Origin of the sequence: Polynucleobacter yangtzensis (genome assembly GCF_001595965.1) — a bacterium.
Classification (GTDB): Bacteria; Pseudomonadota; Gammaproteobacteria; order Burkholderiales; family Burkholderiaceae; genus Polynucleobacter; species Polynucleobacter yangtzensis.
The window spans coordinates 23,719-50,194 of record NZ_LOJI01000022.1; the positions used below are offsets into that span (position 1 = coordinate 23,719).

The window sequence follows — 26,476 nt, forward strand, 5'->3', positions numbered from 1 at the left end:
ATGCTTAATTCTTAAATAGCTACAGGAGCTTTAATGTGAGGGTGAGATTCATATCCTACGATCTCGAAGTCTTCGAACTCGTAATCAAAAATTGAATCAGGCTTGCGCAAAATATTGAGCTTAGGTAATGGGAAGAAATCTCTAGATAACTGAAGCTCTACCTGCTCTAAGTGGTTGCTGTATAGATGACAATCACCACCAGTCCAAATAAAGTCACCCACCTCTAGATTGCATTGTTGCGCCATCATATGAGTGAGCAAGGCGTAGCTGGCGATATTAAATGGCACACCCAAGAAAATATCCGCGCTGCGTTGGTAGAGTTGGCATGACAGCTTGCCATCTGCTACATAAAACTGAAAGAAGGCATGGCAAGGTGCTAAAGCCATGCGGGGAATATCAGCAACGTTCCATGCGGAAACAATAATGCGACGTGAGTCTGGATTCTTTTTGATGGTCTCCACTACTTCAGAGATTTGATCGATGTGCTGACCATTTGGTGCGGGCCATGAACGCCACTGATAACCATAGATTGGACCGAGATCACCATCGGGTGCTGCCCATTCATTCCAAATGGAAACACCACGCTCCTTCAGCCAATTATTGTTTGTGCTTCCTTTGAGGAACCAGAGTAATTCATAAATAATGGATTTGAGATGCAGCTTCTTGGTGGTTACCATCGGAAAGCCATCTGCCAAATTAAAGCGCATTTGGTGTCCAAATACGGAGACTGTGCCAGTTCCGGTTCTATCGGATTTTTGGACCCCCTTGGCGAGGACTTCTTTCATGAGATCGTGATATTGGCGCATATGTATCAGCTAAATGTAGTTATATGTAGACGGATTAGGGATAGCTTACTCGAATGTGGGCGACTTCACTCCCAGGGCCTTATGGAGCTTAGGCGAAGTGGTCGTGTATTGGAGTGGAATCTGTTTTTCTGGGTTGAGGTACTCTGCGGCTGCAAAGGCAGCCAGAGCTGCCTCATGAAATCCAGACAAAATGAGTTTTTTCTTGCCCGGATAGACATTGATGTCGCCGACCGCATAAATGCCAGGGATACTGGTTTGGAATTTCTGGGTATCCACGCAAATTTGTTTGCGATCGATATTGAGGCCCCAATCAGCGATGGGTCCTAATTTAGGGGAGAGGCCAAAAAATACCAAAAGATCGTCGAGTGGGATCTGCTTGTTCTCGCCGTCAATATTGGTGAAGGTAACTTCCGCAAGTCGATCATCTTGTGCTTCGTAAGCAGTCACTTGTCCGATAAGCAATTGCATTTGGTTGCTCGCACAAAGTTCACGCATCTTTGCAATTGATTTGGGGGACGCCTTAAAATCATCACGGCGATGAATTAATGTCACGCTGGCAGCAATTTCAGAAAAATGAATTGCCCAATCTAGTGCGGCATCACCACCTCCGCAAATCACAATTCTTTTGTTTGCAAACTGCTCAGGACTTTTAACGTGATAAAAAAGTTGCTTGCCTATAAAGCGGTCTATGCCCTCTAGGTTCAAGGTGCGAGGCTGGAAAGCCCCAACGCCGGCAGCAATGAATACGGTCTTGCTGAGGAAGTGTTTGTCTTGCGAGGTGCTAATTAGAAAGCGACCATCAGCCTGCTGCTCTAGCTTGCTTACTTCTTGACCAAGATGAAACTGTGCATCAAATGGCTGAATTTGTTTAAGCAAATTATTCGTGAGCTCGCGTCCAGTACAAACTGGAATAGCGGGAATATCGTAGATTGGTTTGTCAGGATAAAGCTCGATGCATTGGCCGCCAACTTCTGGCAGTGAATCAATTACATGGGCTTTTATTTCTAGTAGGCCTAACTCAAATACCTGAAAGAGACCCACAGGACCGGCGCCAATGATGACAGCATCGGTTTGTGTGGGTGAGTTTGACACGAATACTTTTGCTAGAAAATTACTTTACTAGCTGGTCTAGTTTGTTCTTAACGTCTTTCCACTCTTCAGCATCTGGAAGAGCAGCTTTGGACTTAGTGATGGATGTCCAAGAAGGGGAGAGTTCAGCATTGAGTTTGATGAATGCTTGTTGATCGCCAGGCACATCATCTTCAGCATAAATAGCGTTTACTGGGCACTCTGGAACACAAACCGCGCAATCGATGCACTCATCTGGATCGATCACTAAAAAATTGGGACCCTCGCGAAAGCAGTCAACTGGGCAAACATCAACACAGTCGGTATATTTGCAGCGGATACAAGATTCGGTAACAACGTAAGTCATGGCGATTTTGTTTCAAGAGCCCCAAAAAGCTGGGTGCTAGGTTATAAAACCTCAATTTTAGCCGAAATAGCCTATTTTTCAGGCTAAAGGGTTAATTTACTTGAGGTAAAGTTCCCCTATGAATACACAGCCCAATACCCAAGTAAACATGCAAAAACCCAAAATTTTGGTGGCAAGAGCCATTTTTCCTGAGGCTTTGGCCAAACTGGAGGAGTCATTTGATGTGCGGTCCAACCAAGAGGATCGCATTTTTAGTCCAGAAGAGTTGCAAAAAGAACTCTCGGGAGTTGTAGGGGCTTTAGTAGCGGGCAGCGAAAGAATTGATGCAAATGCACTAGCGCATGCCAAAGATTTAAAGATCGTAGCTAACATTTCAGTGGGATATAACAATTTTGATGTTCCAGCAATTACTGCTGCAGGAGTGATGGCCACCAATACTCCCGATGTATTGACGGATACAACTGCTGACTTTGGGTTTGCGCTACTGATGGCAACTGCAAGACGCATTACTGAATCAGAGCACTGGGTGCGTGCGGGGCATTGGGATAAGTGGTCGATTGTGAATAACCCCCTTGGCATGGATTTGCATCACAGCACCGTTGGCATTATTGGCATGGGTCGTATCGGTCAAGGCATTGCCAAGCGTGCGTTAGGTTTTGGAATGAATGTGATCTATCACAACCGCAGCCATCTATCCGATGCTGATGAAAAAGCCTGCGGCGCAAAGTATGTTTCTAAGGAAGAATTGCTGCGCACTGCAGATCATGTTGTCTTGGTATTGCCCTATAGCGCCGAAAGTCACCACACAATTGGTGCCAAAGAAATCGCTCTCATGAAGCCGACTGCAACCTTGATAAACATTGCCCGCGGCGGTATTGTGGATGACGCAGCTCTTGCTCAAGCCCTCAAAGAAAACCGCATTTTTGCAGCTGGTCTGGATGTGTTTGAGGGCGAGCCTAAAGTGCATCCGGAGTTACTCAAGTTGAGCAATGTTGTGTTGGCTCCGCACATTGCAAGTGCAACAGAAAAAACACGCAGAGCGATGGTTGATCTAGCGGTAGATAACTTGCGTGCCGCGCTTGATGGTAAAAAACCACCCAGCTTGATTAATGCGGAAGTTTATAAAATTTAGTTAAATTAGATTAACTAAGTAGTAAAACTAAGTAGTAAAAAATAAAGCCGAGTGAGAACTCGGCTTTATTGCTTGGAGTGTAACTCCGGATATTGACCCTTTTATTCTGCTTCGATTTCTTCTGGTAGCTCGCGCATTGCTAATTCAATACCACCGAACTTGCCTGCAACCCAGTTGTAGACTTTGCATGCGATCCACAGTAATCCAAAGCCCAGTAAGGCATTGAGAATCAGCGCTGACAGCACGGTAAATCCAGGGATGGCGCCATCACGAATGAAGGCAACAAACAATGCCAATAAAACGATTGGAACGGAGAAGCAGAGGTAAACCAAAACTAAGGTTTTGGCGGTATGCATTGGGTCGAGGAAGACTAGTTCTTTTTTGGTAAGTTTCATGATGACGCAATCTTAAAGCAGTCCATCAAAAAGTGCTATATCTACCCAGTCTCCAGCAGCAATATTTCCCTGTTCGTGACCCAGAATGACAAAGCAATTTGCTTCACTCATGGAGCGTAAGATTCCCGCACCTTGGCTGCCAGTTAATCTGACTGTTGGCTTGCCATCAGCACTACGTCCCAAGATGGCGCGCTGAAACTCAGTGCGACCGGGCTTTTTCCGAATAGGGGCCTCGGCCATAGCCTGAGTCAATGGCGGCTGTATTTGATTGGCGCCGTTAAGTTGCAAAAGGGCAGCACGAACAAATTGATAAAAGGTCACCATGACTGCCACTGGGTTTCCGGGCAAACCAAAGAAGAGGGTTTTGCGAGCGAGTGATTTTCCAGCGACTGGCTTGAGTACGCCAAATGCCATTGGTCGCCCTGGTCGCATGGCAATTTTCCAGAAGCCAACATCACCTAACTCTTGCATGATTTGTTTTGTGAAATCTGCTTCGCCAACTGAAACACCGCCAGAAGAAATTAAGACATCCGCTTTGTTAGCAGCCTCAATAAAGGCTTGTTTCAAAGAGGCGGGATCATCACGCACAATACCGTAATCAATGATTTCTAGATTCAATCGATTCAGTAAGCCTGTGAGGCTATAGCGATTGCTATCGTAAATGCTGCCAGCATCCAATGCTTGACCTAAAGAGCGCAGCTCATCACCGGAAGACAGAATAGCTACCTTCAGTTTTCGTTTTACTTGGAGCGTTGGAATACCCAAAGAAGCTGCGAGACCTAAGTCGGATGGGCGGAGCAGGCGGCCAGCAGCAATAGCGGGTTTGCCTTGTTGCAGATCTTCGCCACGTAAGCGTCTGTTCTCACCAAGCTTTAGTTGATCTTGTTTAAATTCAATGGTGAGCTCGTCTTTTGTAGTGGTGAACTCTTGTGGAATTACTGTATCGCAGCCGGCAGGCATCACCGCGCCAGTCATGATCTTGAGGCATTCGCCAGATCCAATCGTGCCGTCATAAGGTTTGCCTGCAAAGGCAGTGCCCACAATCCGCAATGAAATTGTTGGACTAGTCGTATCAAGGCACTTTCCATCAAATGCAAAGCCATCCATCGCTGAGTTATCTGCAGCAGGGACATCAATTGGTGAGAGTAGGTCCACAGCTAGGATGCGGTCAATGGCTTTGTCTAGAGCTACTGTTTCAATATCAGCAGGATCATTAATTGCTCTGGACTCTTGAATGAGGTCATCTACTAACGCTGCAATTGCTTTGCGAGCATCATCAACATGCAGTGATGAAGTTAAAAGAATGGGTTGATTTGGGGAGTGACTCATGCAGACACTTCTTCAAGTTTTTTGAGTTCGTCAGGAGTATTGACGTTAGCAAATACTAGAGGGTCATCAAAAACCACCGTACTACTGCGCAACTCTTTGAACCAACGATCAATTTTGAGATCGCCTTTTTGTAGAAATTGGTCCAAGGAATCTTGTAAATTGCTGCGCATCAAACAGAAAACGGGTTGTGCCCAGACCTTACCATCTGCCTCTTTACTGGAGGCGTAAACCAATTGAAAGTCACCACGCCCCATCTCGACAGCTAATAGCTCAGCGAGATTATTGGGGAGTAACGGTGAGTCGCATGGTGATGTCAGTAGGTAAGGCGTCCTGCAGACCTTCAAGCCTACTGAGAATCCAGCTAGAGGTCCTGAAAAATCAGGAGTCTCATCCATGACGACTGGGTAGCCATAAGTCGCGTACTTTGTGATGCTGCGGTTGGCATTAATCACAATGGTTTGTACCTGCGGCTTGAGCTTTGCGATAGCTGACTCGATCAGTGGTTTGCCATGAAATGGAATTAGACCTTTATCGATGCCACCCATGCGTTGTGCGCGACCGCCAGCAAGTATGAGTCCAGTAATATCTTTAGTTGAAATCATTAACCACCAATATAAGACATTTCAACCTTGCGATTACCGGAGGCTAGCTTTGCAGTATTGGAGCCTCTAATCTCAGAATAGTGGTCTTCACGGGCCGCCCAGGTATTCATGACAGCGTTGGCAATTTCTAAATCAGATTTACCAGAGCGCAATAATGTTTTGAAATCAAAACCTTCATTAGCGAAGAGGCACAGATACATTTGTCCATCAGTGGAGATGCGCGCTCTAGAGCATTCATGACAGAAGGTCTGCGTGACGCTAGAGATCACTCCGATCTCGCCTGAGCCATCGACATAGCGCCAGCGCTGAGCAACTTCGCCAGCGTAGTTTGCCTCAATAGGCTCAAGTGGAAAGACTTCATTGATTCTGGCAATGACTTCTTTAGAGGGGAGTACTTGCTCCATGTTCCAGCCGTTAGAACTGCCAACATCCATGAATTCAATAAAGCGCAGAATGACGCCGCTGCCCTTGAAGTGTTTGGCCATCGCAACGATCTCATGATCATTGGTTCCTTTTTTCACTACCATATTAACTTTGATGTTCTGAAAGCCAACCTCTTGGGCTGCGGCAATTCCATCGAGCACATCAGCCACCGGAAAATCGACATCATTCATTTTCTTGAAGATGGCGTCATCCAAGCCATCAAGGCTGACAGTTAATCTGTGCAGGCCAGCTGCTTTTAAAGCTGCAGCTTTTTTCCGCAAGATACTGCCGTTAGTGGTGAGGGTGAGGTCTAGCGGCTTGCCATCGGATGTCGGAATTTTTGCCAGCATCTCGATGAGCACTTCTAAGTTTTTACGAAGCAAGGGTTCGCCACCAGTAAGTCGAATTTTTTCAACACCTAAGGTGGAAAAGATAGAAGTGAGTCTAGCGATTTCTTCGAAGCTTAGTAATTCTTTGTGAGCAAGATATGGATAGTTTTGATCAAAGACTTCTTTAGGCATGCAATAGGTACAGCGGAAGTTACAACGATCAGTGACAGATATGCGTAGATCTCTTAAGGTGCGCCCACGAGTATCTTTGGTATGGCCATGAGGCGTGACAAGCTGCGCGCCAATAGATGGCGTCAGGCCTTTGCCTTCATCAAGTCGTATAGGAATTACCTTTGGGATTACTTTTTCAACCATGTTCGCAATTATGGCTGTGAAACGGGGTTTCTGCCAAACCGCCAAATATCCTTTTGGGATAAATGGCAGTCTGGAGAAAAAGCTTTAGATGGCTTAGACCGTTTTTTCTTGGCCGCCGGTTTCAACTAAAACCATTGGGCCGTCAGGAAGCTGGGCAGCAGGCTTAGGCGCTCTGCCTAAGTTATGTACCACAGGCTCAGCCTGAATCTGATTTTGAGCTTCAGCGTGCTTTGATGAGTCTGTAGCAACCCAGATCATGCCGGCGGATTGCACAACGCTATGCAAAGGAGTTTCCTCAAGCGCCTGGAAGGCAACCTTAGGAAGTGCTGGAGCAGGCTTGCTAATGACTTCTACTGAGGCGGCAGCTACTACTGCAACAGGCGCTGCGGCTTGGGTAGCTGGAGCTGACGCAGGTGCAGTGTTTTGTGCAGGGCGATTGGATTGACGTGGAGTACGTGGTGTGCGCTCTTGTCTTTCTTGTTTCTCCGCAGCAGGTTTTGCATTTCCAAAGCTATTAGCAAGGTTCTGAATCGGCATGCTTGCAGATGCGCCAGCCATTCCTGCTGGAGGGCCCGCAAAAGGACTTGCTGAAGCGGCTATTGCTGGTGCAGTTGCATCGTTACCGCCTTCAGTGCGTTCGCCACGCTCACGCTGACCACGACCACGACCACGACGATTACGACCACGACCACGACGCTCTTCACCATCTGCGCCTGTGGTGGCTTCACTGCCTGGAGCAGCTTCTGTTGCAGGTGTTACTGCTGCAGCATTGGCTTGATTGCGATTACCTTCTTGCCGTTCTGGCTTAGGACCGTTTTGATTACGATTGCCGTTACGGTTGTTGCGTCCGCGATTGTTGTTGCCACCTTCTGCTGGAGCACCCTCGGCTGCAGTTGCTGCTGGACGCTCAGTGCGTTCACCGCGACGATTGCGACCGCGATTACGATCACTGCCATTGCCATTACGGCCTTGGTTACGGCCACGGTTATTGCTTGGTGCAGGTTTTTCTTCAACCGCTGGTGATGAGCCAAAGAGGCTCTTAATAAATCCAAAGAAACCACCGGAGCTTTCTGCTTTTACTGTTTCAGTACGAGCAGGGCGTGGTTGGCTAATTGGTGCTGGTTGTGTTGGTGTAATGCCTTTAACTGCAGCCTCAGGACGCACTTTGACATCAGCATCTTTCTTGCTAACGGTTGTGTCTGTCTCGAGTTCACGCGCAGCTTCTTCAGCCATGACATAACTTGCTTTTTGATCATCAAGACGTGGATCGTCATGACGTAAACGCTCTAGTTTGTAATGCGGTGTTTCTAAATGCTTATTAGGAACCATCAAGACGTTCACTTTGAAGCGAGTCTCAATCTTGATCACTTCAGCACGTTTTTCATTCAAGAGGAATGCAGCCACTTCGACAGGCACCTGAGTATGAATCGCTGCTGTGTTTTCCTTCATTGCTTCTTCTTGGATGATGCGCAGAACTTGCAGTGCAGAAGATTCAGTGTCACGAATGTGGCCAGTGCCATTACAACGTGGGCAAGTTACATGGCTACCTTCAGATAGGGCTGGACGTAAGCGCTGACGTGACATTTCCATCAAGCCAAACTTGGAGATCTTGCCCATTTGAACGCGGGCACGGTCATGACGTAGAGCGTCGCGTAGGCGATTCTCTACATCCTTCTGAGCCTTGCTTGATTCCATATCAATGAAGTCAATGACGATTAAGCCACCCAAGTCACGTAAACGTGCTTGACGGGCGATTTCATCAGCAGCTTCTAAGTTGGTGCGGGTTGCAGTCTCTTCGATATCAGAGCCGCGAGTTGCACGTGCTGAGTTCACGTCCACTGAAACCAAAGCTTCAGTGTGGTCGATCACGATTGCGCCGCCTGATGGCAATGGCACAGTGCGTGAGTACGCAGTTTCAATTTGATGCTCAATTTGGAAACGTGAGAACAAAGGCACATCATCTTGATAGCGCTTCACGCGTGGCAAGTTGTCTGGCATTACAACAGACATAAATGCAGCAGCTTGTTCGTAGATATCATCGGTATCGATGAGGATCTCGCCGATATCTGGTTGGAAGTAATCGCGAATTGCGCGAATCACCAAGCTAGATTCGAGGTAGATCAATAATGGTGCTGAGTTGCCTTTAGCGGCTTCATCAATCGCTTTCCACAATTGCATAAGGTAACTTAGGTCCCACTGCAATTCAGTAGCATCGCGACCAATACCTGCGGTACGAGCAATGATGCTCATGCCATCAGCTACTTCTAATTGAGACATGGCTTCACGGAGTTCTTGACGGTCTTCACCCTCAATACGGCGGGATACACCACCTCCACGTGGGTTATTTGGCATCAAAACCAAATAACGGCCTGCCAAGGAGATAAAGGAGGTGAGGGCAGCGCCTTTTTGGCCGCGCTCTTCTTTTTCTACTTGAACAATGATTTCCTGACCTTCGCGCAGGGCATCCTTAATGGAAGCATTGCGGACGTCGATACCCTCTTTAAAGTAACTACGGGCAACTTCCTTGAATGGCAAGAAGCCATGACGTTCTTCGCCGTAATTGACAAAGCAGGCCTCAAGGGAAGGTTCAATACGGGTAATGACACCTTTGTAGATATTGCCTTTGCGTTGTTCACGACCGGCAGCTTCGATATCGATATCAATGAGTTTTTGACCATCAACGATGGCAACTCGCAACTCTTCTTGTTGAGTTGCATTAAACAACATGCGTTTCATAACACTCTCCTATGGGGGAGGGTGACCTTGCGCGCTGCGTTAGGGGACAAGTTAAATACCACTTAGGACTGAGCCTAAGGCGGTTTATGAGTGTGGATCATGCAAATCTAAGCACTTTTTGCTTAGTTCACCCAGTTAACGGTTGGTTAAATCGGTGCCACACTTGACGATCGCCGCAGAGACCTCCTTTAGGTCATCAATGCAGGCGCGCGCCTGAAAACTGTCTTCTAATCGCGGGTCGCGGCATACGGCACACCAACCCTGCGCCTCATTACAACGGGGGAGGGGCAACCCCGGGAGTCTTTTAAAGGGCGACTCCAAGCTCCACGATTCAAACCTGACTTCAGGTTGGTCTCGGGCCAATAAATTGGCTAGAGCGTTGATTATACGGCACAAGTTGCGTGACAATGGGGTATTGTTGAGTCCCTTGTCGTCCCCCGCCGGGGTCACAAGAGAGATAAATCATGAAATCTGAACCCATTTCTAAGCCTTCCAAGGTAAAAACCTCCGCTCCCGCAGCAGTCCACCTCCAGACAATTGGTCCGGAAGAGGCTGGCCAGCGCTTGGATAACTATTTGCTGCGTTGGGCTAAAGGGGTGCCAAAAAGCCACGTTTACCGGATTATTCGATCTGGCGAGGTCCGGGTTAATAAAAAGCGGGCTGAACCAACAACCCGACTGGTTGAGGGTGATGTGGTGCGCCTCCCCCCGGTTCGCATTGCCGAACCAGCCCAAATGGCCGCTGTTAACTCTGCCCAAACCAAGTCTCGGGCGCATGGCTATTCAGACAAAATGCCGATTCTGTTTGAGGATGAAGCACTCTTAATAGTGAACAAGCCAGCCGGTTTGGCTGTGCATGGAGGTTCAGGCATTGCTCTGGGTGTCATCGAAACCCTTCGTATTACTCGCCCCGAACTCAAATTTTTGGAATTAGTACATCGCTTAGACCGAGATACCTCAGGCGTTTTGCTTTTGGCTAAAAAGCGTAGTGCATTGGTTGAGCTGCATCGCCAAATTCGCGAAGGTCAAACGGATAAGCGCTATTACTTGCTTGCACATGGTGGAATTGTTCAGGGCGCGCAAACCATGCAGCTCAAGTATCCATTGCACAAATATCTACTCCCGAATGGCGAACGCCGTGTGAAAGTTGATCCAGATGGGTTGCCAAGTCATACCGCATTAAGAGTGACTAAAACGCTTAAGCGTGAGGATGCCACTATTACCTTGGCTGAGGCGCAACTGAAGACGGGGCGCACTCACCAGATTCGAGTGCATTTACTAAAGTTGGGTCACGCGATTTTGGGTGACGATAAGTATGGCTTTGAAGATTTAGATAAGCTGATTAAATCCAAGCGCCTTTATCTACATGCCCATCTAGCTGGATTTACACATCCACGCACTGGTGAAAAGATGCGCATTGAATCACCATTGCCCCCAGAATTTACCGCCATGATGAAAACCTTTGAGCAGTAAAAATAAAAATGCCTCAAACAAATAAATTAAATAGACCGTATGACCTAATTGTTTGGGATTGGGATGGAACTATTATGGACTCCACTCCAACGATCGTGCATTGCATTCAGCAGGCTTGTCGTGATTTGGGCTTTAAGGCGCCAGATGACACCTTAGCTAGTTCAGTGATTGGCTTGGGAATTCAGGACTCATTGAGAAGAGCGGTTCCTTGGATTGAGCCGGCTCATTTTCCAAAGTTGACTGAACGTTTTCGATATCACTACCTAGCAAAAGATCACGAGCTCGATTTGTTTGTTGGCATTCGTGAGCTTTTAGAAGAATTGCATGCCCAGCAATATTTGTTAGGTGTAGCTACAGGTAAATCTCGCGTAGGTTTAGATCGCTCTCTCAAGCATCATCAGATTGGCCATCTCTTTCATGAGACCCGTACAGCTGATGAGTCATTCTCTAAGCCCCATCCGGGAATGTTGCTGGAGTTATCGGATGTAACCCAGGTGCCCACGCGCCGCATGCTGATGATTGGTGACACCACGCATGACTTGGACATGGCTGCTAATGCTGGTGTAGATGCTGTAGCTGTTACTTATGGCGCCCATCCACCAAGCACTCTGAAAGAATCGCCATCATTAGTGCATGTTGATGATGTTGCGCAGCTTTCGCAATGGCTTAAAAATAACCTGCAACACTAAGGAAGTAAAAAGATGGAAAACAATCCAAACCCAAATTGGGAGCGTCAGGCTCTAGAGCATCTCTTGTTAGAGAATTTAAAAGAGACTCGTAAAGCGCGTCGTTGGAAGGCTGTATTGCGAGTCCTGACTTTGTTAGTGATCGTGGGTGTCTTGCTATCGATATTTGATTTTCATCTTCCGGGTAAAGGGATGGGGGTTGAAAAACATACCGCACTAGTAACTCTTGAAGGAGAAATCTCCTCTAGTTCAATGGCCAATGCAATGGATGTCAATTCATCTTTATTGGCGGCGTTTGAGAATGAAGGCAGTGCCGGTGTTGTATTGCGTATTAATAGTCCTGGCGGATCGCCGGTGCAGGCTGGCATGATTAATGACGAGATTCATCGTCTGCGTAAGCTTTATCCCAAAAAACCTTTTTATGTAGTTGTAGAAGACATTTGCGCATCTGGCGGTTACTACGTTGCTGTAGCAGCAGATCAAATCTTGGTAGATAAAGCGAGCTTGGTAGGTTCCATTGGCGTGATCATGGAAGGCTTTGGTTTTACAGGCTTAATGGATAAGTTAGGCGTGACTCGCCGCATGATTACTTCTGGCTCCAATAAAGGCATGCTGGATCCATTTAGCAAGGAGGATCCAAAGCAAGTAGAAATGGTCAGAACCATGATTGATGAAATTCATCAACAATTTATTGCGGTAGTTAAAGAGGGCCGAGGCGATCGCTTAAAAGATGTTCCGGATTTATTTTCTGGACGTATTTGGAATGGCGAGCAAGCAGTCAAGATTGGTTTAGTTGACGGTTATGGCACGGTTGATACCGTTGCGCGCGATGTCTTTAAGGCGCCCGATATTCTGGACTACACCATGAAAGAGAATTTTGCTGAACGTGTTGCTAAACGCTTTGGTGCGGAAGCTGGAGCCGCTGCTGGTAAAGCGTTGGTTAAGGCACCTGATTTGAAATAAAAAAACAAAAAACAAAAAGTAAAAAGTAAAACTAAAGCATTAAAGACTTAGGCCAATAGTAGAAATACTGTTGGCCGATTTTGTAATGAGGCACATGCAGCTTCATTCGGGTAGCGTTTACGCCAGTCTGCAATCGATAGAGTGGTAATCATTTCAGATGGAAGACTCAGGTCTACACCAAGACACAACAAGCTTTGCGGTGCCAGTGAATTAATACATGCCATCAACATGGCAGTATTGCGATAGGGCGTCTCAATCCAAATTTGCGTTTGTTGTAATTTGCGAGACTCAACTTCTAGCTGCTTCAGTTTTGCTGTGCGCTCATGAGTGTCATGAGGCAAATACCCCTGAAATGCAAAGCGCTGGCCATTGAGCCCGCTAGCCATTAGTCCTAGCAAAATTGAGCTTGGTCCAACCAATGGTTTTACTTGTGCACCCAACTTATGTGCTGCCAGAACCAATTCTGCGCCTGGATCAGCCACGCCAGGTACTCCCGCTTCTGACATGAGGCCCATATCGTTTCCGGCAAGCAGAGGCTTCAGAAGATCAGCAGGTTTTACTGAGTCGCCATACTTTGCATTACGCGCCGCACCTCGCCATTCGCTCATCTGCATTTCTTGAATAGTGCAGACTAAGGGTGAAACAGAATCAATTGCTTTTAATAGGGCGCGTGCTGTTTTAGCGTCTTCCACAATCCAATGTTTGAGCTTGGCTGATTGCGCAATCGTTTCTGCAGGAAGCACCCTAGGTAGTTGTTCAACGCGGCCGTCATCGCCCAAGGTGTTTGGAACCAAATACAGAGTGCCGAGTTTGCTCATAAATAACTTCTTTTATTTTTATTACTTAGTTTTTTAATGGAATTGCAAAGCCTGCATCGCGCAGTAGGCCTGTTAATGCAATGAGAGGTAGGCCAATGAGTGCAGTAGGATCATCGCTCTTAATGGATTCCAGCAGACTAATACCAAGGCCTTCAGACTTGGCGCTACCAGCACAATCATATGGTTCTTCAGCAAGTAAGTAGGCCTCTAAGATGTTGTCTGGAAGTTTGCGAAAGGTAACTTCGGTAGGAATGCATAAGGTAGTTTGGGTATCACCCTTCATCAGGCATAGAGCAGTTTGGAAAATGACTGTTTGACCACGCATGAGTTGTAATTGCGCTAGTGCTCGTTCGAAATTACCCGGCTTACCAATTGCTGCGCCACAAAGATCTGCAACTTGATCAGAACCAATTACCCAAGCATCGGGATGTTCATTGGCAACCGCAGCTGCTTTTGCACGTGCGAGACGCATTGCTAAATCAAGAGTGCTCTCACCAGTGAGAGGTGTTTCATCTACCTTTGGTGAAATGATTTCAAAAGGAATCCGCAGGCGCTCTAAAAGTTCGCGGCGATATTTGGAGGTAGACCCCAGAATCAGGGGTGGGTTTTGGACGCTACTCATCGTATTCTGTGCTTTCTAGTGCTGCTTCATTTAGACTGATGCTATGAATCGTAATCAAGTTTTACCTCAAGTCGAACTATCTTCTGAGCCTAGCGCCTTGAAGAGGATAGATTTTTGTGCCCCTCAATCTTATAAGGGTGCTGGTTTTTTAAGCATCCCGGATCTGCCAAGAGTGGCTGAGGAGGCTTCAACCATCAATCCGGGTGACGGGTTTAACTGGTCGGTTCAAACGCATTTTGAAGAATCGCCTGGTAGTGAGCCGCATCAAATCCTCGAATTAGGGCTAAAAGGCCGTCTGCACCTAGTCTGCCAGCGCTGTTTACAGGATTGCGCAGTGGATATGGAAGAAAAGCGGCGCTTTGTCCTTGTGACCACTGACGAAGAGGCTGACGCCTATCCCTTGGAGGATGAAGAGCAAGAGCCTTTGGTGGTAAATCAGCAATTCAATCTCTTGGAAACCATTGAGGATGAGGTTTTGCTGTCTTTGCCCCTGATTCCTAAGCATCCAGAAGGCTTTTGTGAGCCCCATGCCTCTACTTTTGGGGATGAGGGTGATGAAGAGATGCCAAATGAGCGTGAAAATCCCTTTAACATATTGAAAAATATGAAGAAAAACTGAAATCAGTGACTTTATTTCAGTTGTTGTTTTGAGTATGTTTTGTCAATGAATCAAGCATTTAGGTGCTTTTCCATGCTAGAATGTCGCCTTGCTTAGGAGTTCAATATGGCCGTTCAACAAAACAAAAAATCACCTTCCAAACGTGGCATGCATCGTGCGCACGACTTTTTGACCGCACCTGCTACGGCTGTTGAAGCCACAACTGGTGAGGCTCATTTGCGCCACCACATTTCACCTAACGGCTACTATCGTGGTCGTAAAGTTGTTAAAACTAAAAACGACTAATTTTTAGTCTAAACAGATAGAAGCGGCTCCAGTAAAAGCCGCTTTTTTCTTGGATAAATCACTTGCAGCAATCAATGAGTTTATGAGCGTTACTCTTGCTATTGATGCCATGGGCGGAGATCATGGAGTCGTCGTGACGGTTCCAGCTGCCTGCGATTTTCTAGAAAAACATGCAGATGTGAAGATTGCCTTGGTAGGCGATCCCGATTTAATCAAGCAAGTCTTGAGTAAATCTCCTAAAGCTCCAATGGAGCGAATTCAAATTATTCCCGCTAGTGAAGTTGTCTTGATGGATGACCCCATTGAGGTTGCCTTGCGTCGCAAAAAAGATTCTTCAATGCGTGTTGCTATTGAGCAGGTTAAAGAGGGTGCTGCTGATGCAGTCATCTCTTCCGGTAATACGGGCGCGCTCATGGCGATTTCTCGTTACATCTTAAAAACCCTTGAGGGCGTTGATCGTCCTGCAATTGCTACTGCCATTCCTAATGAATTGGGGCGTGGCACGACCATGCTGGATTTGGGCGCGAATGCTGACTGTGAGCCAATGCACTTGGTTCAGTTCGCCCAAATGGCCAACGTGATGGTGCAAGTGGTCGATGGCAAACAAAACCCTTCGATTGGCCTTCTCAATATTGGTGAAGAAGTAATTAAGGGTAATGAAGTGGTTAAGCAAACCAGCGAGCTACTGCGTCAAACTTCCTTAAACTTTTATGGCAACGTAGAAGGCAATGACATCTTTAAGGGCACCACTGATATTGTGGTGTGCGATGGCTTTGTGGGTAACGTTGTATTAAAGGCTAGCGAAGGCTTGGCTAAGATGATGAGCGGAATGATTCGTGAAGAATTTAATCGTTCATTGTTGACTAAGTTAATGGCAATTTGCGCAATGGTTCCTTTGCTCAGAGTGCGTAAGCGCGTTGATCATCGTCGTTATAACGGTGCGGTATTGTTAGGGTTACGCGGCTGCGTGATTAAGAGTCATGGTTCCGCAGACAGTTATGCATTTGGCTTTGCCTTAGATCGCGCTTATGAAGCAGCAAAGAATCGCATGGTAGAGCGCATTGCCGCAGCCTTTGTGGTGGAGACAAAAGTATGAGTATCTTTGCAAGAGTAGCTGGCACTGGAAGCTATCTTCCTGAACTGCGTCTAACTAATCAGGACTTGGTAGAGCGCCTCGCCAAAACTGGCCTGGAGACAAGTGATGAATGGATTAAGACGCGTAGCGGAATTTCTGCGCGTCACTTTGCTGCTGAGAATGAGCTCACAAGTGATTTAGCGGTAAAGGCTGCAGAGGCCGCTCTCAGTAGCGCTGGGATTACCTCTGAAGATTTAGATCTCATTATTTTGGCTACTTCTACACCTGATCATTTGGGTGGCTTTCCAAGTACTGCTTGTGTAGTTCAAGATAAATTAGGTGCACATACTTCTTGTGCGGCATTCGATGTGCAGGCGGTTTGTGCTGGATTTACTTATGCGCTTGCAATTGCAGATGCTTTTATTCGTTCTGGTTCATACAAAAAAGTTTTGGTGATTGGCGCTGAAACCTTCTCGCGTATTCTGAATTTCCAAGATCGCGGCACTTGTGTCTTGTTTGGCGATGGCGCTGGAGCGGTTGTGCTTGAGGCCTCCAAAGAGGCTGGCATTCTTTCTACGGCATTGCATGCTGATGGTAGTCAGCGCGATATCTTGTGTGTTCCTGGTCGCGCTGGTAATGGCGAAGTGCACGGTTCACCGTTTATGACGATGGATGGCCAAGCAGTATTCAAATTGGCTGTGAAAGTTTTAGAGCAAGTCGCTCATGAGGCGCTTGATAAAGCCAACCTCAAGCCTGAGCAAATTGACTGGCTAGTTCCGCATCAGGCAAATATTCGCATCATGGAAGGCACTGCCAAGAAGATGGGCATGTCTATGGATAAGGTGATTGTGACTGTGCATGAGCATGGCAATACTTCCGCCGCATCGATTCCGTTGGCATTAGATTCTGGTGTGCGTTCCGGACAAATTAAGCGTGGCCAACATCTTTTATTAGAAGGCGTTGGTGGTGGCTTTGCTTGGGGCGCGGTAGCCATTAAATACTAAGAACAATTCACTTTTATTTATCCACCTCTTTAATTTCTTTCATTAGCGAATTAATCACATGACATTTGCATTTGTATTCCCCGGTCAAGGTTCTCAATCTGTTGGCATGCTCAACTCCATTGCGCAGCGTCCAGAAGTACGTGCAACATTGCAAGAGGCATCTGATGCCTTGAGTGAGGATGTCACAAAGCTTATTGCTGAAGGTCCTGCTGAAGCATTGTCTTTGACAACCAATACACAGCCTGTGATGCTGACTGCTGGCGTTGCCTTTTATCGCGCCTGGTTAGCTTCCGGTGGCGCTGCCCCTAAGGTTATGGCGGGTCATAGTCTTGGTGAGTATTCTGCTTTGGTTGCGGCTGGCGTAATCGCATTTAAAGATGCTGTGCCTTTGGTGCGTTTTCGTGCTGAAGCTATGCAAAGCGCCGTTCCAGTCGGTACCGGTGGTATGGCTGCTATTTTGGGTTTAGATGATGCGACCGTGATTAAGGTTTGTGCTGAGGCCAGCGCCGCTTCTGGAGGCGTAGTTGAGGCAGTGAATTTTAATGCGCCTGGACAAGTCGTGATTGCTGGTGCAAGCGACGCTGTTACCAAAGCATGTGAGTTATTAAAAGCGGCCGGTGCTAAGCGCGCCTTACCGTTGCCAGTATCCGCACCATTCCACTCCTCTTTGTTGCAGCCTGCTTCGGAAAAGCTCCAGGGCTACTTAGCAAATATTGAATTTAAAGCGCCAAGCATTCCTGTTATCAATAACGTGGATGTCGAAATCCTGAATGATCCGATCGCCATTAAAGATGCTTTGGTGCGTCAAGCAGCTAAGCCTGTGCGTTGGCAAGAAACGATTCAGGCGATGGCTGGTCAAGGCATCACTCAAGTGGTCGAGTGCGGTCCTGGCAAAGTATTGGCTGGCCTGACAAAGCGTATTAATGATCAAGTTACTGGCGTGCCAGTGTTTGATGAAGCTAGCTTGACTGAAGTTCTCGCAAGCCTTAAATAAAATCCAGATTACAGAAATAAGACAGCGGAAGACAAATATGAATCTCGACTTAAGCGGACAAATTGCCTTAGTAACTGGTGCCTCACGCGGTATTGGCCAAGCAATTGCGGATGAGTTAGTAAAGTGCGGTGCCAAAGTCATTGGCACGGCTACTTCGGAAAGTGGTGCCAAAGCCATTGATGAGCGACTGAAAGCTTCTGGTGGTGCGGGTAAGGTATTGAATGTCACCGCACCAAATGCTTGTGAAGAAATTATTGATTTGATCGTGAAAGAATATGGCGGCATCAATATCTTGGTAAACAACGCTGGCATTACGCGCGATAACTTGGCGATGCGCATGAAGTCCGATGAATGGACCGATGTGATTGATACCAATTTAAGTTCTGTCTTCCGCCTTTCTCAAGCGGTGATGCGTCCGATGATGAAGGCTCGTGGAGGTCGCATTATCAACATCACTTCTATTGTTGGCCATATGGGAAATCCTGGTCAGGCAAATTACGCAGCTGCAAAAGCAGGTGTTTCTGGTATGACTCGTGCCCTAGCTCGCGAAATCGGTAGCCGTAACATCACCGTGAATTGCGTGGCTCCTGGATTTATTGATACCGATATGACCCGCGCTTTGAGCGAAGAGCAGCAAAATGCCCTAAAAGTGAACATTCCTTTGGCTAGATTGGGTAGCCCCGAGGATGTAGCCCAGGCAGTGGCATTTTTGGCCTCTCCGGCGGCTGGTTATATTACGGGTAATACCCTACACGTCAATGGCGGACTATATTTAGCCTAACGGCAAAGCTAGGATTTGATCATTTTTAGGCGAATTTGCTAATTCGGTCCGCCGAACTGATAAAATCCTTTTCATCGTTTTTACAACCCCTGGGGAAATTAATGGACAACATCGAACAACGCGTTAAGAAAATCGTCGCTGAGCAATTAGGCGTCGCAGAAGGAGACATCAAGAATGAATCTTCTTTCGTGAACGACTTGGGCGCTGACTCTCTTGACACTGTTGAGCTGGTTATGGCTTTGGAAGATGAATTCGGCATCGAAATTCCTGATGAGGAAGCTGAGAAGATCACCACAGTTCAGCTCGCGATCGACTTCGCTAAATCAAAAGCTCAGGGTTAATTCCCTAGCCTAGGTATTACTGTGTCAGCATCAAATGGCCGACGCCGGGTAGTAGTCACCGGCCTTGGTCTCATCTCACCTGTTGGTAATTCAGTTGATGTAGCTTGGTCTAATTTGCTCGCGGGCAAATCAGGTATTGCTACCATCACCAAGTTTGACCACACTCCGCTTAGCGTTCATTTCGCTGGAGAGGTGAAAGATTTCAACGTTGAAGAATATGTTTCTGCCAAAGAGGCGCGCCATATGGATACCTTTATCCATTATGGTATCGCTGCTGGTACGCAAGCTCTTCGCGACAGTGGTTTAGAGATCACAGAACAAAACGCCGAGCGCGTAGGTGTGATGGTTGGCTCCGGTATCGGTGGCCTCCCAATGATTGAGGAAACAGGCGCTGAGCTTTTGGCTCGTGGCCCTCGTCGTATTTCACCTTTCTTTGTTCCAGGCTCAATCATCAATATGATTTCTGGTCATCTCAGTATTTTGTTTGGTCTCAAAGGTCCAAACGTTGCTGCAGTGACTGCCTGTACAACGGGTTTGCATAGCATTGGTTTGGCCGCACGTTTAATTCAGTACGGCGATGCTGATGTCATGGTGGCTGGTGGCGCTGAATCTACAATCTCTGCTTTGGGTGTTGGTGGCTTTGCTTCTGCAAGAGCGCTCTCCACACGCAATGATGATCCTGCAACTGCATCACGCCCTTGGGACAAAGACCGCGATGGTTTTGTTCTTGGCGAAGGTGCTGGCGTTGTAGTGCTTGAAGAATACGAACACGCTAAGGCACGTGGCGCAAAAATCTATTGCGAACTATTAGGCTTTGGCATGAGTGGTGATGCGTATCACATGACTGCTCCAAATATGGATGGCCCACGTCGTTGCATGGTCAATGCAATGCGCGATGCCAAGCTCAATCCAGATCAAATTCAATACTTAAATGCTCACGGAACTTCTACACCGCTAGGTGATAAGAATGAAACAGAGGCTATTAAGGCAGCTTTAGGCGATCATGCCAAAAAGGCTTTAATTAATTCCACTAAGTCGATGACCGGTCATCTTTTGGGAGGCGCTGGCGGCTTGGAGTCTGTATTTACGATCCTGGCCCTCCACAACCAGAAGTCGCCACCTACTATCAATATCTTTAATCAAGACCCTGAGTGTGATTTGGACTACTGCGCCAATACTGCTAGGGATGTGAAGATAGACCATGCAGTCAAAAACAATTTTGGCTTTGGGGGTACTAACGGTACCTTGATTTTTGGCAAACTGACCTAATATTCTTAGTATCTCCACTGTTGGTCTTTACCAAGTAGGTCTATAGCATTATGAAAAAGTACTTAATTGCGCTCATGACTATTTTTAGTCTTGGGCAGTTTGCATTTATTCAACCTGTCTCTGCACAAAATCCTCGGGTAACGATTCCTGATTTTGCCGATTTGGTTGAGCGTGCCAGTCCAGCGGTCGTGAATATTCGTACCACTGAAAAAGTGGTGGTTCAGCAAGCTCAAGGTGGCATACCTGGAATGCCTGAAGATCAAGCGGAATTCTTCCGCCGCTTCTTTGGTGTACCTATTCCTGGATTGCCGAATGGTCCAAAACAAGCGCAACCAAATCCCGGTAAGCCGCAAGAAGCAGATCGTGGTGTTGGCTCTGGTTTCATTATTGAATCCAATGGATTAATTTTGACAAACGCGCACGTGGTTGAGGGTGCTACAACTATTTATGTGACCTTGACCGATAAGCGCGAGTTCAAAGCAAAGTTACTCGGTATGGATAAACGCACTGATGTTGCTGTTGTCAAAATTGATGCTCGTGATTTACCTAAGTTACCTTTGGGCGATTCTTCAAGAGTGCGTGTGGGTGAGTGGGTTCTAGCGATTGGCTCCCCATTTGGTCTTGAGAATACGGTCACCGCAGGGATTGTGTCTGCTAAGAGTCGTGATACTGGCGACTACTTACCATTCATCCAGACGGACGTGGCGGTTAACCCAGGTAACTCTGGTGGCCCTTTATTAAATACCGCCGGTCAGGTAATTGGTATCAACTCACAAATCTTTAGTCGCTCTGGTGGCTATATGGGAATTTCATTTGCTATTCCGATTGATGAGGCGATGCGTGTTGCCGATCAATTGCGTACCAATGGCAAGATGACCCGCGGTCGTATTGGTGTTGCTTTGGGCGAGATGACCAAAGATGTTGCTGAGAGTTTAGGTTTGGGTAAGCCGCGTGGCGCATACGTTCGTAACGTTGAGCCAGGTGGACCAGCTGCTGCAGGTGGAATTGAATCTGGTGATGTGATTCTGAGTTTCAATGGGCGCGATATTGCTAAATCAACTGACTTACCAAGAGTGGTTGGTGAAACTAAGCCAGGTACTTCAGTGCCAGTGCAAGTTTGGCGAAAGGGCGGTACTCGTGATTTAACCGTGACCGTAACTGATGCCGAATCTACTCAGGCGGCAAATAAGAAGTCGGATGCTCCAGCTCCAAATAGCAATAGCGCAAATGCCCTTGGGGTTGCTGTAAGTGAGCTATCCGATAGCAAAAAGAAGGATTTGAATATCAAGAGTGGTGTTGAGGTTACCGGTTTAGGGGAGGGTCCCTTGGCCAGGGCTGGAATTCGACCTGGAGATGTCATTATTCGGGTTGCAGATGCCGATATTACGGGCGTTAAGCAGTTTGAGGCTCTAGTTAAGGGCCTGGATGCTAACAAGGCCGTCCCGGTCTTTATACGCCGTGCTGATAGCACTTTGGTAGTCCCCGTAAGACCTAAATAACCCTATTTTGGGCTTAGAAATGGGGTTTGGCGCCTTTTGGGCGCCACCCATTACAATCAATTTAAGACGACTTTTTGCAGCGCATCATTGTGGTGCGTTCTGACAAGGCGTTTTTTGAATGACCTATTAAGACGCTATGGATTTAATCCGCAATTTTTCTATCATCGCCCATATCGATCACGGCAAATCGACGCTTGCTGATCGCATTATTCAACTCTGTGGCGGTCTTTCTGATCGCGAAATGGAAGCCCAGGTTCTCGACTCAATGGATATTGAGCGTGAGCGTGGCATCACGATTAAGGCGCAAACCGCTGCTTTAAATTACAAAGCCAAAGATGGCAAGACTTACAACATTAACCTGATTGATACCCCAGGTCACGTCGACTTCTCCTATGAGGTTAGCCGCTCTTTATCTGCCTGTGAAGGTGCTTTATTAGTAGTTGATGCTAGCCAGGGTGTTGAAGCGCAAACAGTTGCTAACTGTTACATGGCTCTTGAGTTGGGCGTTGAGGTTGTTCCGGTTCTCAATAAGATTGATTTGCCGCAGGCTGATCCTGAGCGCGCTAAAAAAGAAATTGAAGATGTGATTGGTATAGATGCTTCAGAGGCTGTAACCTGTTCAGCCAAGACAGGTCTGGGTGTTCAGGATGTAATCGAAGAAATGATTGCTAGAGTGCCTCCGCCAAAAGGTAATGCAACAGATCCATTACAAGCCTTGATTATTGACTCTTGGTTTGATAACTATGTTGGTGTTGTCATGCTGGTGCGCGTTGTGAACGGCACTTTAAAACCAAAAGAAAAAATTACTTTAATGGCTAACGGTTCAAGCCATTTAGTTGAGCACGTAGGCGTGTTTAGTCCGAAGTCAGTAGATCGCCCTGAGCTATCTGCCGGTCAAGTGGGCTTTGTGATTGCTGGCATCAAAGAATTAAAGGCTGCTAAGGTTGGTGACACTGTCACACATTCTCCTGGACAACAAGGTCGTGTTCCTGCGTCTGAGCCATTGCCTGGATTTAAAGAAGTTAAACCCCAAGTATTCGCGGGTTTATATCCAGTTGAATCGAGTGAATACGATCAGCTACGCGAGTCTTTAGAAAAGCTACAACTCAACGACGCTTCTCTCTTGTATGAGCCAGAGGTATCACAAGCGCTTGGATTTGGTTTTCGTTGCGGCTTCTTAGGTTTGTTGCACATGGAGATTGTGCAAGAACGTTTAGAACGTCAGTACGGCATGAATCTCATCACTACCGCTCCAACGGTGGTGTACCAGGTAGAGCAATCGGACGGTTCAATTATCTCTGTAGATAACCCGTCGAAGATGCCTGAGGCTAGCAAGATCAATACGATTCTTGAGCCTATCGTGACAGTCAATTTATACATGCCCCAAGAGTATGTGGGTTCCATTATTACTTTGTGCGTTGGTAAGCGCGGTATACAGATGGATATGAATTACCTAGGCCGCCAGGTCAAGCTCACTTATGAACTACCAATGGCAGAGATTGTTTTGGACTTCTTTGACAAAATGAAGTCGATCTCACGTGGCTATGCCTCGATGGATTATGAGTTCAAAGAATATCGTCCAGCTGACGTGGTGAAAGTCGACATCCTGATTAATAGCGAACGCGTTGATGCACTCTCTGTCATTGTTCACCGTAGTAATAGCCAACATCGCGGTCGTGAGGTTGTAGCGAAGATGCGCGGCATCATTCCTCGTCAAATGTTTGATGTGGCTATTCAGGCGGCGATCGGCAGCAATATTGTTGCTCGTGAAAACGTCAAAGCATTACGTAAGAACGTTCTGGCTAAGTGCTATGGCGGTGATATCTCCCGTAAGCGCAAGTTATTAGAGAAGCAAAAAGAAGGTAAGAAGCGTATGAAGCAGGTGGGTAATGTGGAGATTCCACAAGAGGCCTTCTTAGCTATTTTGCAGGTGGAAGATTAATGAACTTTGCTCTAGTCCTTTTTATCCTGGTGATTATTTCTGGTATCGCCTGGGTTGCTGATAAATTGCACTTTGCTCCGCAAAGACGCTTGGCAGGCAACGATCGCATGCCTTTATGGCTTGAATACACCGCAGGCTTCTTCCCGGTTATATGTGCGGTGTTTGTATTGCGTTCTTTCATTGCTGAGCCGTTCAAGATTCCATCTGGATCAATGATTCCGACTTTACAAATTGGCGATTTCATTTTGGTGAATAAATTTACCTATGGAATTCGTCTACCTGTGCTCAATCAAAAGGTAGTCGACCTAGGCACACCTAAGCGTGGTGATGTTGTTGTGTTTCGCTATCCACGTGATGAGTCAGTAGATTACATTAAGCGTGTAGTGGCCCTTCCAGGCGATAAAATCACTTATGAAAATAAACGCCTGACCATCAATGGCCAACCATTGCAATATAGTGGTGGCGAGCCTTATCTTGATCCAGAGAATATGCGCTATGCCAAACGTTTCACGGAAACTTTTCCTGCGGACTTAGGCGGCAATCGTCATGAGATCCTGAATGACCCAGATCGTCCGGCTACTGTATTTCCCACTGAACGTTTTCCCGGTTCTGAATTCTGCCAATATCAACAGTCAGGCATGACTTGTAAAGTACCGGCAGGTCATTACTTTGCGATGGGTGATAACCGCGATAACAGTGCAGACTCTCGTTATTGGGGCTTTGTGCCAGATAAAAACATTGTGGGTAAAGCCTTCTTTGTTTGGCTTAATCTCGGCAATCTTGGTCGCATAGGCGGATTCGAGTAAATATCATGAATGCGCGCGCCGTTATCGAAACTGGACCGCTGCAAGAGCGCCTTGGCTACACCTTCAAGAAGCCTGAGTTACTGAACCAAGCTTTAACTCATCGCAGTCATAGCAAGAAAAACAACGAGCGTTTAGAGTTTCTGGGCGACTCTATTCTCAATTGCGTAGTAGCAGAGATGCTATATGAACGTTATTCCGATTTAGATGAAGGTGATTTGTCTCGTGTGCGTGCGAATTTAGTAAAGCAGCAGGCCTTATATGAAATTGCTCAAACACTATCCCTATCGGATTACTTGCGCTTAGGTGAGGGTGAGTTGAAGAGCGGTGGATTTCGTCGCCCATCAATCTTGGCTGATACCTTAGAGGCAGTTACTGGCGCCATCTTTATGGATGGTGGATTTGAAGCGGCCAAGGCAAGCTTGCGCAAGCTCTACTCCATCATCCTAGAGCACGTTGATCCAAAAACCTTGGGCAAAGACGATAAAACACTTTTGCAAGAATGTTTACAGAGTTATCAGTTGCCTTTACCAGCATATAACGTTACTGGCACTACTGGCGCTGCGCATAATCAGCAATTTGAGGTGGAATGTTTAATTCCTAGTCATAAGGTGGCAGTGAAAGGCGAAGGCGCTTCACGTCGCGCTGCTGAGCAGGCTGCAGCTAAATTAGCCTTAATAGCGATGCTTAAAGCCTTGCCACAAGAATCTCGCAAACCCAAGAAAACTCGGTCAGCGAAAAAGAAAGCAGCAAAAAAAGAAGTGACCGAAGAGCAGTTCAATCTTAAGCTGAAGGGCTAATCGTGTTTAGATGCGGCACTATCGCCATTGTTGGGCGTCCTAATATGGGTAAATCAACCTTGCTCAACGCCTTGGTTGGTCAGAAGATCAGTATTACTTCTCGTAAAGCGCAAACTACGCGCCATCGTATTTTGGGTATCCAGAATCGTGAAGAAGCTCAGTTCATATTTATCGATACGCCAGGTTTTCAGACGCGTTTGATGAATACCTTAAACAAAGCGCTTAATCGCACAGTAACGACTGCATTGCAGGATGTGAATGTGGCTTGCTTTGTGGTTGAGGCTGGCTACTTTGGTGAGGATGACAAAAAAGTTTTGAAGTTGCTCCCGGATGATTTACCGGTAGTGCTGGTACTCAATAAATTGGATTTGTTTAATAGCCGTTTTCAGACGCCATCAGAGCGCGATCAGGCCTTATTGAACTTCATTAAAGATATGGCTCGCCCTTGGTGTGAATTAGGTGGTCACGAAGACCAAAAATGCGAGTTTGCTGAAATTATTCCGATGAGTGCAAAGAGTCCAGGGGATATTGAGAGATTGTTAGACGTGCTTGAGGGCTATCTGCCCGAGGCGCCAGCCGTGTACGATGGCGATACCATCACCGATCGCAGTGAGCGATTCTTGGCTGCTGAGATTTTGCGTGAAAAAGTATTCCGCTTTACTGGCGAGGAGTTGCCATACACCAGCACGGTAGTGATCGATCAGTTCAAGATGGACGGTAAGATGCGCCGTATTGCAGCAACTATCCTGGTAGATCGCGATAGTCATAAGGCTATGATCATTGGTCAAAAAGGCGAGCGTCTGAAAAAGATTTCTACTGATGCCCGTATCGACATGGAAAAGCTCTTTGATGGAAAAGTTTTCCTAGAGACTTGGGTGAAAGTCAAGCGTGGCTGGGCTGATGATCGCGCCGAATTGCGGGCGCAAGGGCTGGAATAAATT

Annotated in this window: 27 protein-coding genes; 17 read left to right on the forward strand and 10 right to left on the reverse strand. The window is 46.9% G+C overall.

Features of this window, described 5'->3' with window-relative positions; all coding sequences use genetic code 11:
• Nucleotides 1-11: 11 nt before the first annotated feature.
• From JaK3_RS05930 to fdxA, 3 genes are read right to left on the reverse strand one after another with little or no spacing between them, the layout of a single operon-like run.
• Nucleotides 12-806 carry a thymidylate synthase gene (locus JaK3_RS05930; RefSeq protein ID WP_068322059.1) on the reverse strand — a complete coding sequence of 265 codons (795 nt, stop codon included), beginning with the start codon at nt 804-806 and terminating at the stop codon, nt 12-14.
• Nucleotides 807-851: 45 nt separating this feature from the next.
• Entirely contained in the window at nt 852-1,898 is a 1,047-nt protein-coding gene (locus JaK3_RS05935; RefSeq protein WP_068322067.1) for an NAD(P)/FAD-dependent oxidoreductase, read from the reverse strand.
• Between the two features lie 19 nt (nt 1,899-1,917).
• Complete coding sequence (gene fdxA, locus JaK3_RS05940; protein WP_068322070.1) at nt 1,918-2,241, reverse strand: ferredoxin FdxA; 324 nt, start codon at nt 2,239-2,241, stop codon at nt 1,918-1,920.
• Between the two features lie 148 nt (nt 2,242-2,389).
• Between fdxA and JaK3_RS05945 the strand changes: the two genes are divergently transcribed.
• Nucleotides 2,390-3,373: a 2-hydroxyacid dehydrogenase gene (locus JaK3_RS05945; RefSeq protein ID WP_068322543.1), complete on the forward strand. Its 984-nt coding sequence runs from the start codon at nt 2,390-2,392 to the stop codon at nt 3,371-3,373.
• Between the two features lie 101 nt (nt 3,374-3,474).
• Here JaK3_RS05945 and JaK3_RS05950 read toward each other — a convergent pair whose 3' ends face one another.
• From JaK3_RS05950 to JaK3_RS05970, 5 genes are all read right to left on the reverse strand, one after another.
• Nucleotides 3,475-3,768: a hypothetical protein gene (locus JaK3_RS05950; RefSeq protein WP_068322073.1), complete on the reverse strand. Its 294-nt coding sequence runs from the start codon at nt 3,766-3,768 to the stop codon at nt 3,475-3,477.
• Nucleotides 3,769-3,780: 12 nt separating this feature from the next.
• Nucleotides 3,781-5,097: a molybdopterin molybdotransferase MoeA gene (gene moeA / locus JaK3_RS05955; RefSeq protein ID WP_068322075.1), complete on the reverse strand. Its 1,317-nt coding sequence runs from the start codon at nt 5,095-5,097 to the stop codon at nt 3,781-3,783.
• The gene (gene mobA, locus JaK3_RS05960) at nt 5,094-5,699 is read right to left on the reverse strand and encodes a molybdenum cofactor guanylyltransferase MobA (RefSeq protein ID WP_068322078.1); all 606 of its coding nucleotides are present in this window, start codon (nt 5,697-5,699) and stop codon (nt 5,094-5,096) included. Before mobA ends, moeA begins: the two co-directional genes overlap by 4 nt.
• The gene (gene moaA, locus JaK3_RS05965; protein ID WP_068322081.1) at nt 5,699-6,826 is read right to left on the reverse strand and encodes a GTP 3',8-cyclase MoaA; all 1,128 of its coding nucleotides are present in this window, start codon (nt 6,824-6,826) and stop codon (nt 5,699-5,701) included. The genes mobA and moaA overlap by 1 nt, the downstream gene beginning before the upstream one ends.
• A gap of 93 nt (nt 6,827-6,919) precedes the next feature.
• On the reverse strand, nt 6,920-9,562 hold the full coding sequence (locus JaK3_RS05970) for an Rne/Rng family ribonuclease (protein WP_068322085.1): 2,643 nt from the start codon (nt 9,560-9,562) through the stop codon (nt 6,920-6,922).
• A 464-nt stretch (nt 9,563-10,026) separates the two neighbouring features.
• Here JaK3_RS05970 and JaK3_RS05975 point away from each other — a divergent pair, with 464 nt between their 5' ends.
• Genes JaK3_RS05975 through sppA form a run of 3 tightly spaced genes read left to right on the forward strand, consistent with a single transcriptional unit; the run spans nt 10,027 to nt 12,683 of the window.
• The gene (locus JaK3_RS05975; protein ID WP_068322090.1) at nt 10,027-11,034 is read left to right on the forward strand and encodes an RluA family pseudouridine synthase; all 1,008 of its coding nucleotides are present in this window, start codon (nt 10,027-10,029) and stop codon (nt 11,032-11,034) included.
• Nucleotides 11,035-11,042: 8 nt separating this feature from the next.
• Complete coding sequence (locus JaK3_RS05980; protein ID WP_068322092.1) at nt 11,043-11,723, forward strand: HAD-IA family hydrolase; 681 nt, start codon at nt 11,043-11,045, stop codon at nt 11,721-11,723.
• A 12-nt stretch (nt 11,724-11,735) separates the two neighbouring features.
• A complete protein-coding gene (gene sppA / locus JaK3_RS05985) occupies nt 11,736-12,683 on the forward strand; it encodes a signal peptide peptidase SppA (protein ID WP_068322096.1) in 948 nt (315 codons plus the stop codon).
• Nucleotides 12,684-12,730: 47 nt separating this feature from the next.
• Here sppA and JaK3_RS05990 read toward each other — a convergent pair whose 3' ends face one another.
• Nucleotides 12,731-13,501 (reverse strand): SAM-dependent methyltransferase, encoded by a 771-nt coding sequence (locus tag JaK3_RS05990; RefSeq protein ID WP_068322101.1) that lies wholly within the window; start codon nt 13,499-13,501, stop codon nt 12,731-12,733.
• A 25-nt stretch (nt 13,502-13,526) separates the two neighbouring features.
• Nucleotides 13,527-14,123, reverse strand: coding sequence for a Maf family nucleotide pyrophosphatase (locus JaK3_RS05995; protein ID WP_068322103.1), 597 nt, complete (start codon nt 14,121-14,123; stop codon nt 13,527-13,529).
• Nucleotides 14,124-14,166: 43 nt separating this feature from the next.
• On the opposite strand from JaK3_RS05995, the gene JaK3_RS06000 reads away from it, so the two are divergent.
• From JaK3_RS06000 to era, 13 genes are all read left to right on the forward strand, one after another.
• The gene (locus JaK3_RS06000; protein ID WP_068322105.1) at nt 14,167-14,742 is read left to right on the forward strand and encodes a YceD family protein; all 576 of its coding nucleotides are present in this window, start codon (nt 14,167-14,169) and stop codon (nt 14,740-14,742) included.
• A gap of 105 nt (nt 14,743-14,847) precedes the next feature.
• Nucleotides 14,848-15,027, forward strand: a complete 180-nt coding sequence (gene rpmF, locus JaK3_RS06005) for a 50S ribosomal protein L32 (protein WP_011902241.1) — start codon at nt 14,848-14,850, stop codon at nt 15,025-15,027.
• 82 nt (nt 15,028-15,109) lie between these two features.
• Nucleotides 15,110-16,123 carry a phosphate acyltransferase PlsX gene (gene plsX, locus JaK3_RS06010; protein ID WP_068322108.1) on the forward strand — a complete coding sequence of 338 codons (1,014 nt, stop codon included), beginning with the start codon at nt 15,110-15,112 and terminating at the stop codon, nt 16,121-16,123.
• Entirely contained in the window at nt 16,120-17,106 is a 987-nt protein-coding gene (locus JaK3_RS06015; protein ID WP_068322111.1) for a beta-ketoacyl-ACP synthase III, read from the forward strand. Before plsX ends, JaK3_RS06015 begins: the two co-directional genes overlap by 4 nt.
• Before the next feature lie 58 nt (nt 17,107-17,164).
• Complete coding sequence (gene fabD / locus JaK3_RS06020; RefSeq protein WP_068322114.1) at nt 17,165-18,100, forward strand: ACP S-malonyltransferase; 936 nt, start codon at nt 17,165-17,167, stop codon at nt 18,098-18,100.
• Nucleotides 18,101-18,137: 37 nt separating this feature from the next.
• Nucleotides 18,138-18,881 carry a 3-oxoacyl-ACP reductase FabG gene (gene fabG / locus JaK3_RS06025; RefSeq protein ID WP_068322118.1) on the forward strand — a complete coding sequence of 248 codons (744 nt, stop codon included), beginning with the start codon at nt 18,138-18,140 and terminating at the stop codon, nt 18,879-18,881.
• A 101-nt stretch (nt 18,882-18,982) separates the two neighbouring features.
• Nucleotides 18,983-19,222 carry an acyl carrier protein gene (acpP, locus tag JaK3_RS06030; RefSeq protein WP_028819177.1) on the forward strand — a complete coding sequence of 80 codons (240 nt, stop codon included), beginning with the start codon at nt 18,983-18,985 and terminating at the stop codon, nt 19,220-19,222.
• Nucleotides 19,223-19,243: 21 nt separating this feature from the next.
• Complete coding sequence (fabF, locus tag JaK3_RS06035; protein ID WP_068322121.1) at nt 19,244-20,491, forward strand: beta-ketoacyl-ACP synthase II; 1,248 nt, start codon at nt 19,244-19,246, stop codon at nt 20,489-20,491.
• Nucleotides 20,492-20,565: 74 nt separating this feature from the next.
• On the forward strand, nt 20,566-21,990 hold the full coding sequence (locus JaK3_RS06040; RefSeq protein ID WP_205627513.1) for a DegQ family serine endoprotease: 1,425 nt from the start codon (nt 20,566-20,568) through the stop codon (nt 21,988-21,990).
• 136 nt (nt 21,991-22,126) lie between these two features.
• On the forward strand, nt 22,127-23,932 hold the full coding sequence (gene lepA, locus JaK3_RS06045) for a translation elongation factor 4 (protein WP_068322128.1): 1,806 nt from the start codon (nt 22,127-22,129) through the stop codon (nt 23,930-23,932).
• Nucleotides 23,932-24,738 carry a signal peptidase I gene (gene lepB / locus JaK3_RS06050; protein ID WP_068322132.1) on the forward strand — a complete coding sequence of 269 codons (807 nt, stop codon included), beginning with the start codon at nt 23,932-23,934 and terminating at the stop codon, nt 24,736-24,738. Before lepA ends, lepB begins: the two co-directional genes overlap by 1 nt.
• Nucleotides 24,739-24,743: 5 nt before the next feature.
• Nucleotides 24,744-25,535 (forward strand): ribonuclease III, encoded by a 792-nt coding sequence (rnc, locus tag JaK3_RS06055; RefSeq protein WP_068322137.1) that lies wholly within the window; start codon nt 24,744-24,746, stop codon nt 25,533-25,535.
• 44 nt (nt 25,536-25,579) lie between these two features.
• Nucleotides 25,580-26,473, forward strand: coding sequence for a GTPase Era (gene era / locus JaK3_RS06060; RefSeq protein WP_240480906.1), 894 nt, complete (start codon nt 25,580-25,582; stop codon nt 26,471-26,473).
• Nucleotides 26,474-26,476 lie beyond the last annotated feature (3 nt).